Annotated in this window: 16 protein-coding genes; 8 read left to right on the top strand and 8 right to left on the bottom strand. The window is 69.9% G+C overall.

Annotated elements, in window-relative coordinates:
* Nucleotides 1–276: 276 nt before the first annotated feature.
* Both QC180_RS11725 and QC180_RS11720 read left to right on the top strand, forming a co-directional pair.
* On the top strand, nucleotides 277–1,407 hold the full coding sequence (locus QC180_RS11725) for a serine hydrolase domain-containing protein (RefSeq protein ID WP_278262717.1): 1,131 nt from the start codon (nucleotides 277–279) through the stop codon (nucleotides 1,405–1,407).
* 206 nt (nucleotides 1,408–1,613) lie between these two features.
* Nucleotides 1,614–2,930: a lipase family protein gene (locus tag QC180_RS11720; protein ID WP_278262716.1), complete on the top strand. Its 1,317-nt coding sequence runs from the start codon at nucleotides 1,614–1,616 to the stop codon at nucleotides 2,928–2,930.
* A gap of 34 nt (nucleotides 2,931–2,964) precedes the next feature.
* On the opposite strand, the gene QC180_RS11715 is transcribed toward QC180_RS11720, so the two are convergent.
* Complete coding sequence (locus QC180_RS11715; protein WP_278262715.1) at nucleotides 2,965–3,474, bottom strand: DoxX family protein; 510 nt, start codon at nucleotides 3,472–3,474, stop codon at nucleotides 2,965–2,967.
* A complete protein-coding gene (locus tag QC180_RS11710) occupies nucleotides 3,471–4,367 on the bottom strand; it encodes a sterol desaturase family protein (RefSeq protein WP_278262714.1) in 897 nt (298 codons plus the stop codon). The genes QC180_RS11715 and QC180_RS11710 overlap by 4 nt, the downstream gene beginning before the upstream one ends.
* A gap of 142 nt (nucleotides 4,368–4,509) precedes the next feature.
* Between QC180_RS11710 and QC180_RS11705 the strand changes: the two genes are divergently transcribed.
* Both QC180_RS11705 and QC180_RS11700 read left to right on the top strand, forming a co-directional pair.
* On the top strand, nucleotides 4,510–4,848 hold the full coding sequence (locus QC180_RS11705) for a hypothetical protein (RefSeq protein WP_278262713.1): 339 nt from the start codon (nucleotides 4,510–4,512) through the stop codon (nucleotides 4,846–4,848).
* A gap of 86 nt (nucleotides 4,849–4,934) precedes the next feature.
* Nucleotides 4,935–5,570 (top strand): class I SAM-dependent methyltransferase, encoded by a 636-nt coding sequence (locus QC180_RS11700; protein WP_278262712.1) that lies wholly within the window; start codon nucleotides 4,935–4,937, stop codon nucleotides 5,568–5,570.
* Nucleotides 5,571–5,591: 21 nt separating this feature from the next.
* Here QC180_RS11700 and QC180_RS11695 read toward each other — a convergent pair whose 3' ends face one another.
* From QC180_RS11695 to QC180_RS11685, 3 genes are read right to left on the bottom strand one after another with little or no spacing between them, the layout of a single operon-like run.
* Nucleotides 5,592–5,987, bottom strand: a complete 396-nt coding sequence (locus QC180_RS11695) for a hypothetical protein (RefSeq protein ID WP_278262711.1) — start codon at nucleotides 5,985–5,987, stop codon at nucleotides 5,592–5,594.
* Nucleotides 5,984–6,625, bottom strand: a complete 642-nt coding sequence (locus tag QC180_RS11690; RefSeq protein WP_278262710.1) for a response regulator transcription factor — start codon at nucleotides 6,623–6,625, stop codon at nucleotides 5,984–5,986. Before QC180_RS11690 ends, QC180_RS11695 begins: the two co-directional genes overlap by 4 nt.
* Nucleotides 6,626–6,658: 33 nt before the next feature.
* Entirely contained in the window at nucleotides 6,659–8,887 is a 2,229-nt protein-coding gene (locus tag QC180_RS11685) for a sensor histidine kinase (protein WP_278262709.1), read from the bottom strand.
* A gap of 245 nt (nucleotides 8,888–9,132) precedes the next feature.
* Here QC180_RS11685 and QC180_RS11680 point away from each other — a divergent pair, with 245 nt between their 5' ends.
* On the top strand, nucleotides 9,133–9,444 hold the full coding sequence (locus QC180_RS11680) for a hypothetical protein (RefSeq protein ID WP_278262708.1): 312 nt from the start codon (nucleotides 9,133–9,135) through the stop codon (nucleotides 9,442–9,444).
* A 49-nt stretch (nucleotides 9,445–9,493) separates the two neighbouring features.
* Here the strand turns inward: QC180_RS11680 and QC180_RS11675 are convergent, their stop codons facing one another.
* Nucleotides 9,494–10,120 (bottom strand): MBL fold metallo-hydrolase, encoded by a 627-nt coding sequence (locus QC180_RS11675; RefSeq protein ID WP_278262707.1) that lies wholly within the window; start codon nucleotides 10,118–10,120, stop codon nucleotides 9,494–9,496.
* Nucleotides 10,117–11,202, bottom strand: a complete 1,086-nt coding sequence (locus QC180_RS11670) for an S-(hydroxymethyl)mycothiol dehydrogenase (protein WP_278262706.1) — start codon at nucleotides 11,200–11,202, stop codon at nucleotides 10,117–10,119. Before QC180_RS11670 ends, QC180_RS11675 begins: the two co-directional genes overlap by 4 nt.
* Nucleotides 11,203–11,385: 183 nt before the next feature.
* On the opposite strand from QC180_RS11670, the gene QC180_RS11665 reads away from it, so the two are divergent.
* A complete protein-coding gene (locus tag QC180_RS11665) occupies nucleotides 11,386–12,150 on the top strand; it encodes an ankyrin repeat domain-containing protein (RefSeq protein WP_278262705.1) in 765 nt (254 codons plus the stop codon).
* Between the two features lie 19 nt (nucleotides 12,151–12,169).
* Here the strand turns inward: QC180_RS11665 and QC180_RS11660 are convergent, their stop codons facing one another.
* Nucleotides 12,170–12,820, bottom strand: coding sequence for a TetR/AcrR family transcriptional regulator (locus tag QC180_RS11660; RefSeq protein WP_278262704.1), 651 nt, complete (start codon nucleotides 12,818–12,820; stop codon nucleotides 12,170–12,172).
* Between the two features lie 156 nt (nucleotides 12,821–12,976).
* On the opposite strand from QC180_RS11660, the gene QC180_RS11655 reads away from it, so the two are divergent.
* Complete coding sequence (locus QC180_RS11655) at nucleotides 12,977–15,010, top strand: CocE/NonD family hydrolase (RefSeq protein WP_278262703.1); 2,034 nt, start codon at nucleotides 12,977–12,979, stop codon at nucleotides 15,008–15,010.
* 114 nt (nucleotides 15,011–15,124) lie between these two features.
* Nucleotides 15,125–15,811, top strand: coding sequence for a rhomboid-like protein (locus QC180_RS11650; RefSeq protein ID WP_474646420.1), 687 nt, complete (start codon nucleotides 15,125–15,127; stop codon nucleotides 15,809–15,811).
* Nucleotides 15,812–15,916: the final 105 nt, after the last annotated feature.

Raw genomic sequence — 15,916 nt, 5'->3', positions numbered from 1 at the left:
TGGTCGCTCGAAACGAAAGAACGGGACGAAATTCTCCGTTCCGACGGAATTCTGTCACGGAACGATGGCAGGTCGTCCAGGGTATCGAAATGCCTGTTGTTGTTCGGTAACGTGAACATTCCGGCTTGCTTCGGAGTGATCCGGCGTGGGTCTGTCAATGGTGACGAGTGAGGTTTGTTCATGTGCGCAGCGTCGTCGCATGCGGGGGCGTCGGAAACGGCGATCCGGGGGAGTGCGGCTCCTCAGTTCCAGGAAGCGATCGATCGGTTCGGCCGGTTGTTCGGGAATCGACGCGGTGGCGGGGCGCTGGCGGTCTATCACCGGGGCAGGCGGGTGGTCGACGTCTGGACCGGTTGGGCCGACCCGGCGGGGACGATGCCCTGGCAGGAGAACACGGCGGCGCTGTCGTACTCGACGTCCAAGGGCGTGACCTCGACGGTGCTGCATCTGCTGGCCGAGCGCGGGCTGGTGGACTACGCGGCGCCGGTGGCGGAGTACTGGCCCGAGTTCGGGGTCAAGGGCAAGGCGGGGATCACCGTCGCCGAGGCGATGAGTCATCGGGCGGGATTGTCGCGGATCGGGGTGTTCGCCCGTAGCGTCGACGAGCTGGCCGATCACGAGCTGATCGAGGAACGCCTCGCGGCGGCCGCGCCGGACCGGTTCCGGGGAATCCCGGCCTACCACGCGATCTCCTATGGCACGCTCATCGCCGGGATCGCCCGGGCGGTCACCGGCAAGAGCATGGGCGAGCTGTACCGCACGGAACTGGCCGAACCGCTCGGCGAGAGCGGGCTGCACCTGGGTGATCCCGGCCCGGACGCGCCGGTCACCGTGGCGAGGACACACGGTTCGGAGATTCCGTTCGGCATCCCGCAGGCGGGCCTGATGATCAAGTACGCTGCGCGCACCCCGGTGCCGGGCGCGGGCTTCCTGCGGGCGATCTACACCGAGGGTGTCGACCGGATGTCCTCCGGGCCCGAACCGGCCATCCTGCGCGGCGAGATGCCTGGCGCCAACGGTGTTTTCACGGCCCGCTCGCTGGCCGCGGTCTACAACGCGATCGCCACCGAGTCGGCGCTGTTCCCGCGCGCCCGGGTGCGCGCGATGGCGCGGCTGCAATCGGTTCTGCCGGACCGCAATCTGCTGCTGCCGATGGGCTGGCGGCTGGGCTACCACTCGTGGCCGGTGGTCGGCGCGCCCAATGCCTTCGGGCACGTGGGTTTCGTCGGCTCCGGTGGCTGGGCCGACCCGGCTTCCGGGCTGGCCGTCGGCTTCGTGCACAACTGGGCGCCGGAGGCCCGGCTGCTGCCGCGCGACCAGTTCGTGCTGCTGGGTCTGCTCTCGGCGATTGTGCGCGGCGCGGCCAAGGAAGCCGGTGAGACGGTGGCCCTGCCGAAGGCGGGCTGACCGGGTGTGACGACGCCGCCGCGCACCGCCGATCAGGACATGTGAGCAAGTCGGTGCCCCGGATTCTCACGTTCGTACAGTGACAGAGACCGCTCGGTTCCAGAACAATCATGGTGAGGCCGTGTGTTTTTCGGCGCCCGCTGGGTGTCGTGCGGCTGTGACCGGACGCCGGGGCCAATGGGGGTCCCGGCCAGGAAGGACCCGAGATGACCGTCAATGTCGACGTCTACGACGACTGCGCGCCGGTGGAACCGCGGCAGTTCCCGCATCCCGCCGACACCCATCGGCCCGAGGACGATCCGTTCCACACCCCGCCGCGCGGTTGGGAGACGACGGGGCCCGGCACCCTCCTGCACACGCGCCCGGTCACCGTGGGTGCCTTCGGCCTGGTCCGGCAGTCCGCCGTCACCGCCTGGCAGCTGCTCTACCGCACCACCGACCTCGACGGCCGCCCCGACACCACCGTGGTCACGGTGCTGGTCCCCGAGCGGGTCACCGGAACTCCCGACCGCGTGCTCAGCTTCCAGTGCGCGATCGACGCGGTGTCCTCGCAATGCTTCCCGTCCTACGCGCTACGGCAGGGGGCCCGCGCACTCGGCGCGGTACCCCAGTTCGAGTTGTTCCTCATCGGGGCCGCGCTGGAGCGGGGTTGGATCGTCGCCGTGCCCGATCACGAGGGCATGCTCGGCGTGTTCGGCGCGCCCCGCGAGCCCGGCTACCGCTCGCTCGACGGCATCAGGGCCACCCTCGGTTTCACCGCGCTCGGCCTCGACCCGGGCACCCAGGTGGGCCTGTTCGGGTACTCCGGCGGCGGCATGGCCACGTCGTGGACCGCCGAGATGGCCGGGTCCTACGCTCCCGAGCTGAACATCGTCGGCGCCGCGGCCGGGTCACCGGTGGGCGACCCGGCCTCCACCTTCCTGCGCCTGAACGGTTCGGTGTTCTCCGGCCTGCCCGGCATGGTGGTCGCCGGATTGCGCCGGGTCTACCCGGCGCTGGACGCCGCGCTGGCCGAAACCGCCACCGACGCCGCCGAACGCAGACTCAGCGCGCTGACCGACCGGACCACCATCGGCGCCCTGCTGAGCGCGCCCCGGATGGACTGGGACGCCATGATGACCACCCCGCTGGCCGATGTACTGGCCCGCCCGCAGATCGTCGAGCTGCTGCGCAGCCTGCAACTGGGCCTGCACGTGCCGTCCATGCCGATGTTGGTGGTGCAGAGCGTCGCCGACCCGCTCATCTCGGTCGACGACGTCGACGGCCAGGTGCAGCGCTACCGCGCGGCGGGCGCCCACGTCACCTATGTGCGCGACCGCCTCAGCGAACACGTCACCCTGGCGATCTTCGCCGCTCCCTTGATGTTCGACTGGCTCGACGACCGCTTCGCCGGGCGTGCTCTCCCCGAACCGACCACCAGCACCGTCACCACCGTCCTCACCCATCGCGGCACCCTGCCGGGCCTGCTGCGTTTCCTGCGGGTGTGTGTGCGCATGCTGGCCGGACGCGGCGTGCGCGCCTGAGACAGCCGGAGTCACCGGGCCCCGGTGGAGTCGGTCAGTCGGTGGCCGACTCGCCGGGGCGCCAGCACAGGGCGAGCAGCAGGCCCGCCGACAGCACACCGAGCACGACCGCCACCGCCAGACCCACGGCGCCGTCGGAGGCGACGCCGAGCGCGTGGTCCAGCGACCAGCGCCCGGGACCGAGGGTGGCGGCGGCCGTCGCGGTCGCGGCCAGCACGGCGGTGTACTCCCAGCCCTGACCGGGCCGGAAGATGAAGAACCCGTTGGTGCGATGCGCGGTGATCAGGGCGACCGTCATGGTGGAGACGACGGCGGCCGCGGCCAGCGGCGTGCACAGGCCGACCAGCAGCAGCGCGCCAGCGACGATCTCGGTGACGGTGGCGAGCACGGCGTGCGTGGTGCCGGGCCGCAGGCCGATCGAGGCGAACCAGCGCGCGGTCCCGGCGATCTTGCCGCCGCCCCAGGCGTGGTTGACGCCGTGGGCCAGCACCACCGCGCCCACGGTGCCGCGCAGAATCAGCGCGGCGGTGTCGACCGAGTTCACGCGGCCTGCTTGTCCGGTGCGGGCACGGCGGCACGGCGGTCGGCGGGCTCCCAGCCGGGCGGGGCGAAGATGTAGCCGAGCCGGTCGCGCCAACGGGTGGCGGCGCGGACGTCGCGCGCGATGTTGCCGTACTCGTGATACTGCAGGCGCAGCAGGTTGTAGGTGCCGACCGGGGTGGTCAGCCCGTAGGTGGGGGTGTGCGCCTCCTGCTGGAAGGTGCCGAACATCCGGTCCCAGATGATCAGGATCCCGCCGTAGTTGCGGTCCAGGTACAGCGCGTCACTGCCGTGGTGCACTCGGTGGTGCGAGGGCGTGTTGAGGACGAATTCGACCGGGCGCCAGAGCTTTCCGACGGTCTCGGTGTGGGTGAAGAACTGGTAGATCAGGTTGAGCGCGAAGGCCACGTAGATGGTCCACGGCGCGAAGCCCAGCAGTGGCAACGGTGCCCAGAAGATCGCCTCCGACCACGGATTCCACTTCTGCCGCAGCGCGGTGCCCAGATTGAAGTACTCGCTGGAGTGGTGCGCCTGGTGCGCGGCCCAGCCGATCCGCACCCGATGCGAGAACCGGTGATTGCAGTACCAGGCGAGGTCGACGACGAGCATCAGCAGCGGCCAGTACCACCACGTGTTCGTGGGCAGGTGCCAGGGCGCGAGCTCGGTGTACACGATCACGAACAGCACCAGGGTGATCGCCTTGAACAGCAGCATCGCCACGATCGCGCCGGACCCCATGCTGAGGCTGGTACGCGTGTCGATCGCCGAATACGGGCGCGGGTTCTCCTCGGCGTGCGTGTGCCGCAGGCTCGCCGCCTCGACGGCGATGAGCACCACGAAGAACGGTAGTGCGTACAGCAGCGGGTTGTTGATGTGGTCCCAGAACGCGGACAGCATGCCGACTCCTCATATAGACGTGAGGGTAATTTACGAAATAGTCAATTCTGAGTCAATGCGTGGCGTCGCCTGTAACGCCGGGGTGGTAGCCGCGCATACATCCCCTGACGGAAAGTTCGCGGGAACAACGATCGGAGACGGTATGCGCACCTCGGCTCGAGCACTGGCGATGTGTCTGGCGGTTCCAGCGGTCGCGGTGGCGTTGACCGGGCTGGCGTCCGGCACGGCGGTCGCCGATTCCGGGTGCCAGGGGTCGATGAACGGGCCGTGGGCGTTCAACGCGCAGTGCCAGGGCGAACCGGGCACCTACCGGATCGAGGTCGACTGCCTCGGCTACGACTTCAGCACGCTGCCGCCCGCGCTCGGTCAGTACACCGTGCGCCGGGATCTGCCGGTCGGGCAGGCGGCCAGTATCGGGTGCATCGGTCCCGGCTGGGTCAGCGCGGGCTGGGGTGTGGGCGGGCGCGTCTTCCGGCTCTGAGACACGCCGGATCAGGGTGTTCCCCGATGTCGCGGGCGCGGCAGCGGGGCACACTGGGGCGAGGAGCCCCGCGAGAGAGGCGCAGCATGAAGCAGCCGAGCACCGACGAGATCGCCGCCCTCTTCGACCGCTACGCGCCGAACTACGACCGCCAGATCGGCTGGTTCGAGCGCGTGGTGCTCGGTGACGCCCGCACCTGGGTGATCGGGCACGCGCGCGGCCGGGTCGTCGAGATCGCCGTCGGCACCGGCCTGAATCTGCCGCACTACGGCACCGACGTCGACCACATCACCGGCGTCGACCTGTCCCCGCGCATGCTCGACATCGCCCGCCGCCGCGCCACCGCCCTCGGCCTGACGCACGCCGACCTACGTCAAGGTGACGTCCAAGCCCTGGACCTCCCCGACGACAGCGCCGACACCGTCGTCTCCACCTACACCTTCTGCACCATCCCCGACCCCGAGCGCGCCGCCGCCGAGGCCTTCCGCGTCCTGGTCCCCGGCGGCCGCTTCGTCCTGGCCGAACACGGCCCCGCCACCGCCCTGCCCGCCCGCGCCCTCCAGCGCCTCCTCCAACCCCTGTCCCTCCACTTCGGCGCCGACCACCTCCTGCGCGACCCCGTCCGCTACCTCACCACCGCGGGCTTCGTCATCGACGAAACCCACCGCACCGGCCGCGCGGGCCTCACTTTCCGAGTCCTGGCCCACAAACCCCTCCCGTAACCCCAGGAACGGTCGTATGGATCAATTCACCACTCGGACAGCGGTTTCCATCGAGTGGGCGGCGAGGTGGCAGGTGTCGCGGGCGGGGCCGGGTGGGAAAGACCAGGTGCATTCGGACGCCAGGTCGATCCCGAACGCGGTGTGGCAGGCGTCGTATCCGGCCTTGCCCTCGCGCTGCATGCACTGGTCGTGGCGGGCACAGGCACCGCGGAAATCCACGCCGGGAGTGTCGTTTCCGGCGACGGTGCAGTAGTCGTGCAGCGCGCCCCGGGACGGGTCGTAGTCGTAGTCGGCCGGAACGGGAACAGCGTTGCCTCCGGACCCCGGTACCGCGTGCGCGATCGGCGCCACACCCAGCAGCGTGCCGAGCAGGACGGCGCAGGCGGTGCGCCCCAATGTGTTTCGCGCGGTGTTCACAGTTCGTCCGCCGTGATCAAACCGTCCTTGATCGCGCGGGCGACCAGCGCGGCCTTGGTCGGTGCGGAGCGGCCGACCGCGGCGTACTTCGTGCGGATGCGCGCCAGGTAGGTGTCGACGGTACCCACCGACAGATACAGCTGCTGTGCCACCATCGCCTTCGATTCGGTCTGGAACCAGTAGAGCAGGACTTCCCGTTCGCGCGCGGAGAGTTTCGGGCGGATCGCGGTGCGGCCGGAATGCATCGCCTTGGCCATGGTCGGACTGGGATAGGACCTATCCTCGACCGCGCTACGCAGAGCGTCGATGAGTCGATCGCGCCCTTCCTCCTTGGACAGATACGAGATGGCGCCCAGGTCCAGGCAGTCCAGGACGATGTCGGGTTCGTCGCGGTGGGAGTACACGACCACCCGGTGACCGTCGGAGCTGAGTTGCTCGACGGTGGTCAGGTCGGCGGCACGACCGCGGAATTGCAGGTCGAGGACCACGACGTCCGCCTCGACCGCGCCCGCGTCGTGGAACTCCTGGGGTTCGGCGAACTCCGCGACGACCTCGATCGGGGGATCGGCCGCCGCGCACCAGCCCCGGATACCGTCCCGCACGAGCGGGTGATCGTCGACGACGGCGATGGTGATCATGCGATGCTCCCTGGTCGGTGCGTGGGGACGAGGCTACGCCGCCACCGGTTCTCGGTTCCGGATCCGGCAGCGCAGGCGCAACCACACGGCCCCGGACTCCGGGTCGTGCAGCAGCGAGGTCGACACGTCGTCGGCGGGTGGCAGGGCCGCCAGCTCATCGGTCGCGGCATGGGTAGCGTCGCACATCACGCTGACAGTCATCTCGTCCTCTTCGGTGACGACGGTGATCCGGACCTTGGATCGGCTGTCGTCCAGCAGGATTCGCGTCGCCGCCGAGACCAGGGCGTGCGCCGCGGCCGGAATCTCGGGGAGGTCGGGGGCCGCCTCGACCGCCACCGTGACTCCCCGCGCCTCGGCCAGTTCGATCGCGGTGCGGGTGTCGGCGAACAGTTGATGGTCCATGCTGTCGACCCGGGCGAACAGACGCCGCAGTCGGGCGTATTCCGTCCGGGCGCCGAGGACGACCCGCGGGGAGTTCAGGTCGAGCGCGCCGTCGGCGATGTCACGCAGAACCGGCAGCACCGAGGCCAATTGACTTCGATACCGACGCTCACACTCCTGTTTCAGCTCGAGGTCGACCGCGGCGGACGCGGCTGCCTGACGCCGCTGCCGCTCGTGCCCGGACACCACCTGGACGACCCGGTGAGTCGACGCGGCGAACAGCACCACGGCGATCTCGAGGAAGAGGAGAGCGGCGGTCAGGTAGGTCATCCCCGCGAGGTTCGCCAGTTCCGGCCTGCGAGCGAGGACGATCACCACGACGATCGTCCACCACACGATCAGCGCGGTGATGCTCACCGCTCGCGGTCCGAGCAGCCCGAGCGCGACGATGGTCCAGCCCACCGCCCCGTGTGCCCAATTGCCCTGGTACGGCGGAATCAGCAGGCACAGCAGTGTGGAGACAGCGGTGACCAACGCCATCAGCAGTAGCGTCGTCGCGCGGTTCCTGAACGGTGTCAGTGGGGCGAGGACCGCGCAGGCGACGACGAGAGCGGCCAGGCCGTAGTGCACCTGCGCGGGGGGTATGGAATCGGCCAGGTCGAGCCGCGACACCTGCACGACCGTATTGGCGACCGCCACCACGGAGATCGCGATACACAGCCCGGACTCGATCCGCCGCACACCCGCGCTCGTATCGGCGTTGTCTTCTTCGGTCGATGGAGTTACCGGGCTCCCGAGCGGCCAGCACAGTTCGACCCGTGTTCCCTGACCGGCGGTGGTGGTGACTGAGGCCGAACCGCCGATCGCCGCCATCCGCTCGACGATCGAGCGCTGGACACCGTGTCGGCCGGAGGTCGTCACCGCCGGATCGGCGAACCCCACGCCGTCGTCGGTGACGGTCAGACCGGTGGCGCCCACGTGGATGTCCACCGAATCGGCACCGGCGTGCCGATCGACATTGGTCAATGCCTCGCGGACCGCCGCGACGACGGTCCACGCCACCATCGGATGGAGCGGAAGCTCTGCGGGAGCGTGCAATTCGACGCGTGTCCGGCACCGCTGCACCGGTTCCGCGAGCATCTCGATCAGATCGACCACCCGATCCGCTTCGGCTTCGTCGAAGACCGGCACCCCGGCCTCGAGCACCACGAGGTCGCGGCGGGCCTGCTCGGCGACGACATCGCGACCGATCGGCGCGCGACTGCCCACCAGCATCAAGGTCGAGGCGGCGGTGTCGTGCAGGATCGACCACTGCTCACGCTCGTGGCGACGTCGGGCCGCCGCCACCGCGGCGCCGATTCGCGTGCGCGTCAACGCCGCCCGTGAGGTGTCGACGCTGTGCGCGGCCGCGAGGACCACCTGCCGTGCGGCGACGGCCATCAGCCACCCGACGAACAGGAAGCGGACGGTGTACAGCGAGGCGAACGCGCCCGGAGTCAGGTCGATGACGCCCCGGAAACCCACGAACAGCGCGACGACCAGCACCGCGGCGAAGCACAGAGATCGGTGCCAGGCGAGCGAGACTCCGAAGGAGATGACCGCGGCCCCGGCCACTCTGCCCTCGATGGCACCGGTATCGGCCAGCGCGACAGCGTAGGGCGCGGGAACCGCCAGAAAGAGCACGGCGGCGGCGAGGTCGGCGACTTCCCATCGGGTGCCGGTGCGCCGCGTGCACAACCGGAAGACCGACCACGCGATCAACGACACGCACATGACCAGTCGCGACGTGGCGTAGGGCGGCTCGATCAGCAACGCCAGACATGCCGCCACCCACACGACGTGGCGGAAGCTGACGGCCAGCGCGATCGCTTCCTCGCGCACACCTCTGAACGTCAGGTCGGCGCCATGGTCCACGTGAACGAATCTAGCGAGCTGGCGGTCACCGCGGAACGGTTTTGTCCCGTGATCACGGGACAGACGAACAGCCGCGCACTCGCCATCCTTGATTCACCGGCACGAACGAAAAGCGCTGGTACGCAATCCGAGAACACGCGGATCGGGTCACCCGGTCCGTGGGTCACGCCGCCGCCGAGGGGTCGGCGGCACTCACGTCGATGGAGGACGACATGTTCAAGGCAACGATGGCCGCGGTGGCGATCACGGTGCTCGGTGTACTCGGCTCGGCCGGGACGGCGCACGCCGAGACCTATGGGCCGTACTGGTACGAAGACGACTGCTACGACGCGCTGAACCTGGTGCAAGCCGAGTTCGAGGAGTGGGACGAGTGGGATGACCTGGCGCAGGGCGGCAATCGCGAGTACGGCGGCGACTTCACCACCGAAGGGGAAGCGCCGTCGGCGATCTGGGAGGACGAGCCGAATGGCTTCCAGGGCTACTGCTACCTGGAGGAAGACGGCTTGTGGTACTTCGACTACTGACCAGCGACCGCGCGCGGAGGACGGGACCGCCCGCCGCGCGCGGCTCGGGTCAGTGCCCCCGCGCGATCCAGTCGGCGAGTGCGGGCTTCTCGGTGCCGATGGTGGTGGTGTCACCGTGGCCGGTGTGGACCACGGTGTCCTCGGGGAGGGTGAGCAGGCGGTCGCGGATGGAGTCGATGATGGTGTCGAAATCGGAGAACGAGCGGCCGGTGGCGCCGGGGCCGCCCGCGAAGAGGGTGTCGCCGGTGAACAGGGCCGACAGTTCGGGCAGGTGCAGGGAGACCGAGCCGGGGGAGTGGCCGGGGGTGTGCAGGATGTCGATGTCGGTGCCCGCCACGGTGATCCGGTCGACGTCGGCGAGGGAGCGGTAGGTCGCCGACGGGTGGGTCATCCGCCACAGCGGATCGTCACCGGGGTGCAGCAGGACCGGGGCGTCGAGGCGCTCGGACAGCTCCGGGGCGACGGTGACGTGATCGTTGTGGCCGTGCGTGCACAGGATCGCGCGGACGCGCCGGTCGCCCACGGCCGCGGCGATGGCGTCGGCGTCGTGGGCGGCGTCGACGACGAGCACCTCCTCGTCGTCACCGATCAGCCAGACATTGTTGTCGACGTCCCAGGTGCCGCCGTCGAGCGCGAAGGTCCCGGAGGTGACCACCCGGTCGACGCGCGCGCTCACCAGACCACCACCGAGCGCAGCACCTCGCCCGCGCCCATGGCGGCGAAGGCCGCTTCGACCTCGTCGATCCCGATGCGCTCGGTGACGAACCGGTCCAGCGGCAGCCTGCCCTGGCGGTGCAGGTCGATCAGCATCGGGAAGTCGCGCTCGGGCAGGCAGTCGCCGTACCAGGACGACTTCAGCGAGCCGCCGTGGGAGAACAGGTCGATCAGCGGCATGTCCAGGGTCATCTCGGGGGTCGGGACGCCGACGAGCACCACCGTGCCCGCGAGGTCGCGGCCGTAGAAGGCCTGCTTCCAGGTCTCCGGCCTGCCCACCGCGTCGATCACCACATCGGCGCCGAAGCCGTCGGTGAGCTCCTTGATGCGCTCGACCACGTCGCCCGCGGTGGCGTCGATGGTGTGGGTGGCGCCGAAGTCCTGGGCCCACTCCAACTTTCGCGCGTCCCGGTCGATGGCGATGATGGTGCCCGCGCCCGCCAGTCGCGCACCGGCGATCGCCGCGTCACCCACGCCACCGCAGCCGATCACCGCGACGCTGTCGCCGCGCGAGACCGCCCCGGTGTTCACCGCCGCGCCGATCCCGGCCATCACGCCGCAGCCGAGCAGACCGGCCACGGCCGGATCGGTCTCGGGATCGACCTTGGTGCACTGCTTCTCGTGCACGAGGGTCTTGTCGGCGAACGCGCCGATACCCAGGGCGGGGGTGAGCGGGGTGCCGTCGGTGAGCGTCATCGGGACGCTGGCGTTGTGGGTGTCGAAGCAGTACCAGGGCCTGCCGCGGCGACAGGCCCGGCACTCGCCGCAGACCGCGCGCCAGTTCAGCACCACGTAATCGCCTTCGGCGACATGGGTGACCGCCGCGCCGACCGACTCCACCACACCGGCGGCCTCGTGCCCGAGCAGGAACGGGAACTGGTCGTTGATCCCGCCCTCGCGATAGTGCAGGTCGGTGTGGCACACCCCGCACGCCCGCACCCGCACGACCACATCGTGTGGACCGGGGTCGGGAATCACGATGTCGACCGTTTCGACCGGCGCGTCCTTGGCGCGGGCGATGACTCCGCGGACGGTGTCGGGCATGCGGACCTCCTCAGTGTTCGTCGTCGGAGCCAACGCTAGCCGGTCGGGACCGCGCGGGACCGCCGGGATCGGCATCGGATCCGGCGAGCCATAGACGGTGTCGATGGCACCGATCGGCGCTGCGTCCTGGACGAGCGGCCAGGACGTGGGCACGGTGGAGAAGACCAGCAGGAGGAGATCGAGATGAACGTTCGTGGTACCCGCGTGGCCGTCGTGGTCCTGGCGGCATTCGCGCTCGGTGCGGGCGCCTGCTCGGCCGACCCGGCCGCGTCACCCACCCCGGCCGCCGCGCCGACCACGACGTCCTCCGGGACCGCCTCGGCCTCCGACGCAACCACCCCGGCGCCCACGACGCGCCCGGTCGATCATCGTCTCGACGCCGACCTCTACGCCGCGGCCGTCGCCGACGACGCCACCGCCGTCCGCGACCTGCTCGCCCGCGGCGCCGATCCGGAATCGCGTGGCGACCGCGACCGCACGCCGCTGATCGCCGCCACCAAGAACCAGGCCACCGCCGCCGCGCTGGCCCTGATCGAGGCGGGCGCCGACGTGAACGCCAAGGACGATCTCCAGGATTCGGCCTACCTCTACGCCGGGGCCGAGGGCTACGACGAGATCCTCGCCGCCACCCTGAGCCACGGCGCCGACCCGCGCAGCGTCAACCGCTACGGCGGCACCGCGCTCATCCCGGCGAGCGAGCACGGGCACGTCAGCACCGTGCGGATGCTCATCGCGGCGGGCGTGGACGTGAACCACGTCAACACCCCGCGCTGGACCGCCCTGCAGGAGGCGATCGTCTACGGCGACGGCTCCCAGCGCTACCAGGAGACGGTGCGCGCCCTGCTCGACGCGGGCGCCGACCCGCTGATCCGCGACGCGGAAGGCCGCACGGCCGTGCAGAACGCCGAGCGTCTCGACCAGGACGCGATCGTCGCCCTGCTGCGCTAGAACCCGCTCGGCCGCAGCGCTATTCGTGCGGACCGATCCGGCCGAGCACCGCGCCGACGACGAGGCACGAACTGTCGACCACATCGCCCAGCGGGGCGCGATAGCCGTCGAGGACCCACTTCTGCGCGATGATCAGGATCGCGCCGACCAGGCCGTAGAGCACGGTGCGCACGGTCGCCGCCGGGTGCTCGGCCACGTCCACATGCGGGGTGACCAGCGCCAGACAGATGTCGACCAGGGCGTCGAGGACCTCGTGATAGGCGCGGTCGACCGCCGGACTCACGCCCAGGATCTCGAAGAACGCGATCCGCGGCACCCGGGGATCGTCGAGGATGAGCTGGAAGTACGCCGTGAGCGCGAGCCGCACCTGGGTGTCGAGGTCGGCGGTGGGGTCGGCGAGGCCGTGGTGGAGGGCCTCGATCATGCGCGCGGTGACGTCGCGATACACCTCGAGCAGCAGATCCTCGCTGTCGGTGAAGGATTCGTAGAAGTAGCGCTTGCCCACCCCGGCATTGCCGCAGATGGTGGTGACCGTGGTGTTGCGGTAGCCCTCGGTGCCGAAGGCGTCGGTGGCCGCCTCGACCAGGCGGGCGCGGCGCTGCTGCTGACGTTGCCCGGGGGCGGCGCCCCGGTACCGGCGACCGTCGAGATCGCGATCGGCCACTGTCACATCGTCGATTCTGGCAGGCGATGCGGACCGTGTGGCGGCTGGCGCCGCGGGGAAGTGGCCGAGAACATGTTCTTGCGATCGTACGTGACGCACGCTACGTTACTTCCCGGTACGGGAACGTCGTGGTTCCCGATGGTGGAGGGCTGAGACCGAAGCATGAACAAATATCGTGGGCGACTGGGCGCGCTGGTCGCATCCGTCGTCGTGTTCGCGGGTGCGGTGGCATCCGCCCCGGTGGGACAGGCTGTCCCGGCCGCCGAGGGTCTCGACGCGCAGTTCGTCGCCACCCACAACGGGCCGCAGGAATACCCGAATGTCTTCATCGAATGGGACGTCCCCATCACGATGAGCGACGGAACGGTATTGAAAGCCAACGTCTATCACCCGGCCGGTGCGGACGGTCGGCCGATCGCCGAACCGACGCCCACCATCGTCAACATGACGCCCTACACCAAGCTGGTGTCCAATGTCGCCGACTCGGCGCTGGCGGTGCCCGGGCTCTCGGAGGTGCTGCTGCCGATCCTGCAGAACCTGGACTTCTCGGCCTTCGGCTTCAGCAGCCTCAGCGACATGATGAACGCGCTGCCCGGCGGCGCCGCCCGCACCTTCGGCGTGGACCGCAACCTCGTGCGCGGCGGCTACACCCAGGTCGTGGTCGACGTGCGCGGCACCGGGTTCTCCCAGGGCACCTGGCAGGTGTTCGGCGAGCGCGAACAGCTCGACGGCGTCGAGGTGGTCGACTGGGCCGCCGCGCAGGGCTGGTCCAACGGCAAGATCGGCATGAGCGGCATCTCCTACTCGGGGATCAACCAGCTCCAGACCGCCCAGCGTCATCCCGAGGCACTGAAGGCGATCTTCCCGATCGTGCCCGGCAGCGACCTGATCCGCGATGTCGCCGCCCCCGGTGGCGCGCTCGGCATCGGGTTCATCCCGGCCTGGCTGCTCGCCGTCGACGGCGCCAAGCTGCTGCCCGACCTGGTCTCGATCTTCAGCGGCAAGTTCGACTGGACCTGGCTCGGCGACCGTCTGCGTGACCCGTTCACCTTCTTCAATGTGCTCATCGCGGCGCTGACCACGCCGAGTATCGACCAGATCCCGCCGGAGATGGCCTCGATCCTCGACGACCAGAGCCCGCTGCGCACCGCCTGGGTGGGTCAGCCCGACCAGGTCGACGTGCCGACCTTCCTCTACGGCGGCTGGCACGACATCTTCACCTACTCCACCCCGCGCATCTACAACGCGGTGAACGTGCCCGCCGAGCAGAAGAAGCTCATCATGGGCGACGTCTACCACGTCACCGTCAGCTCGGGTCTGGGCCAGCCGGGGGCGCCCGCGCCGCTGGACTCGTTGCAGCGCGCCTGGTTCGACAAGTGGCTCAAGGGCATCGACAACGGCATCGACCGCTACGACCCGGTCACCCTGTGGCAGCAGGGCAGCGATCAGTGGACCCGTGACGTGGCCTTCCCGCGTCCCGGCATGGACTACCGCCGCATGTACCTCGATCCGGCGTCGTCGGGCACCGCCCCCGGCGCGCGGTTCGACGGCAGTCTGGTCGCCGCATCCGGTGCGGCCCAGCGAGTCTCGGTGGATCCGAGCCTGACCACCATCTGCTCGCGCGACGCCGCCCAGGGCACCGCCGGGCTCGTCCCGCTGCCCGACATCTGCGCCAAGGACGCCCGGATCAGCGAGGGTGCGGCGTTGACGTTCACCACCGCCCCGGTGACCCAGCCGACCCGGATCTCCGGTGAGATCGCCGCGCACCTGAACACGGTGCTCGACGCCACCGACGGGTACTGGACGGTGACGGTCAACGATGTCGCCCCCGACGGCACCTCCACGGTCTGGTCGCAGGGTCAGCTGATGGCCTCGCTGCGCGCGGTCGACGAGTCCAAGTCGCGTCGCTCGCCCAACGGCGACTACACCGACCCGTACCCGTATCTCACGCTCGATACCCGTCAGCCGGTCGTGCCCGGTGAGCCGACCACCATCGACATCGGTATCCGGGCCACCGACGGCGTGCTCCAGCCCGGCCATCGGCTGCGCGTGGACGTCTTCGCGGGCAACTTCCCCAGCGGAATCCCGTTGCGGCCGTTGCTGAACGAGAGCGGCCTGCGCACCCAGCACCTGGAACTCGACCCGGCCCGCCCGAGCTGGATCAACATCCCGCTGGACACCGATCCCGGCTGGTGACACCGGTCCGCCGCACCCCGCCTCGCCCGTCGAGGCGGGGTGCGGCGGTGCCGGGGGTGGCTCGCCGGGCGCCGGTGCCGTTCGCGGGGCCCGCGCCCCTGGCACACTGGCCTGGTGGCGACATCGGGCCGGATGACGGCGCGGATCGGCCGGGCGGTCGCGACGGCCGGGCGGTGGGTGCGCAGCGCGCCGGGGACCTATCTGTGGCTGGCCGCGCTCGCGGTGACCACGCTGATCATCGATCGTCTGCCGCCCGAGGAGGCCAGGGCCTGGCTCGGGCACCGCTCGACCAATCTGCATCATCTGGCCGAGGACCCGATCCGCGTGCTGATCGGCAGCGCCTTCTGGACCGACGGCGGCGGCTGGTTCGGCTACGCCGTGCTGTTCACCCTGTTCCACGCCAATGTCGAACGCTGGCTCGGCACGCTGCGCTGGGCGACGGTGGCGGTGCTCGCGCACGTCGGGGCGACCTATCTCAGCCAGGGGGTGCTGCTGTGGGCGATCCGCCACGGGCACGCGCCGGAGCGGGCGATGTTCACCCTGGACGTGGGGGTCAGCTACGCGCTGGCCGGTGTCGCCGCGGTGCTCGCCTATCGCCTGGTGTGGCCGTGGCGGCTGGGGTATCTGATGGTCCTCGCGGCGGTGGTGCTCCCGCCGATCTTCGTCAACCGGACCTTCACCGATATCGGGCACGCGAGCGCGGCGGCGATCGGGCTGGCCTGCTACCCGCTGACCCGGGGTCGCGGCCCGCTCTGGGACCCCGTCGAGATGCTGCGTGACCGGAAAACCGCAGCAAAATAGGTGTTACCTCGAATACTACATAGATGTATCATTGGCCTACCGCAAGGACAGGCGCACCGATGCGCCCGGCGCTCGACGGGTGTCGTGCGGGGAGGACGAGGAGTA

The organism is Nocardia anocheti (genome assembly GCF_029675105.1).
In the GTDB taxonomy this organism is placed as follows: domain Bacteria; phylum Actinomycetota; class Actinomycetes; order Mycobacteriales; family Mycobacteriaceae; genus Nocardia.
Note: the sequence above shows the minus strand (reverse complement) of the source record. Positions and strands in the feature narration are given on the sequence as shown.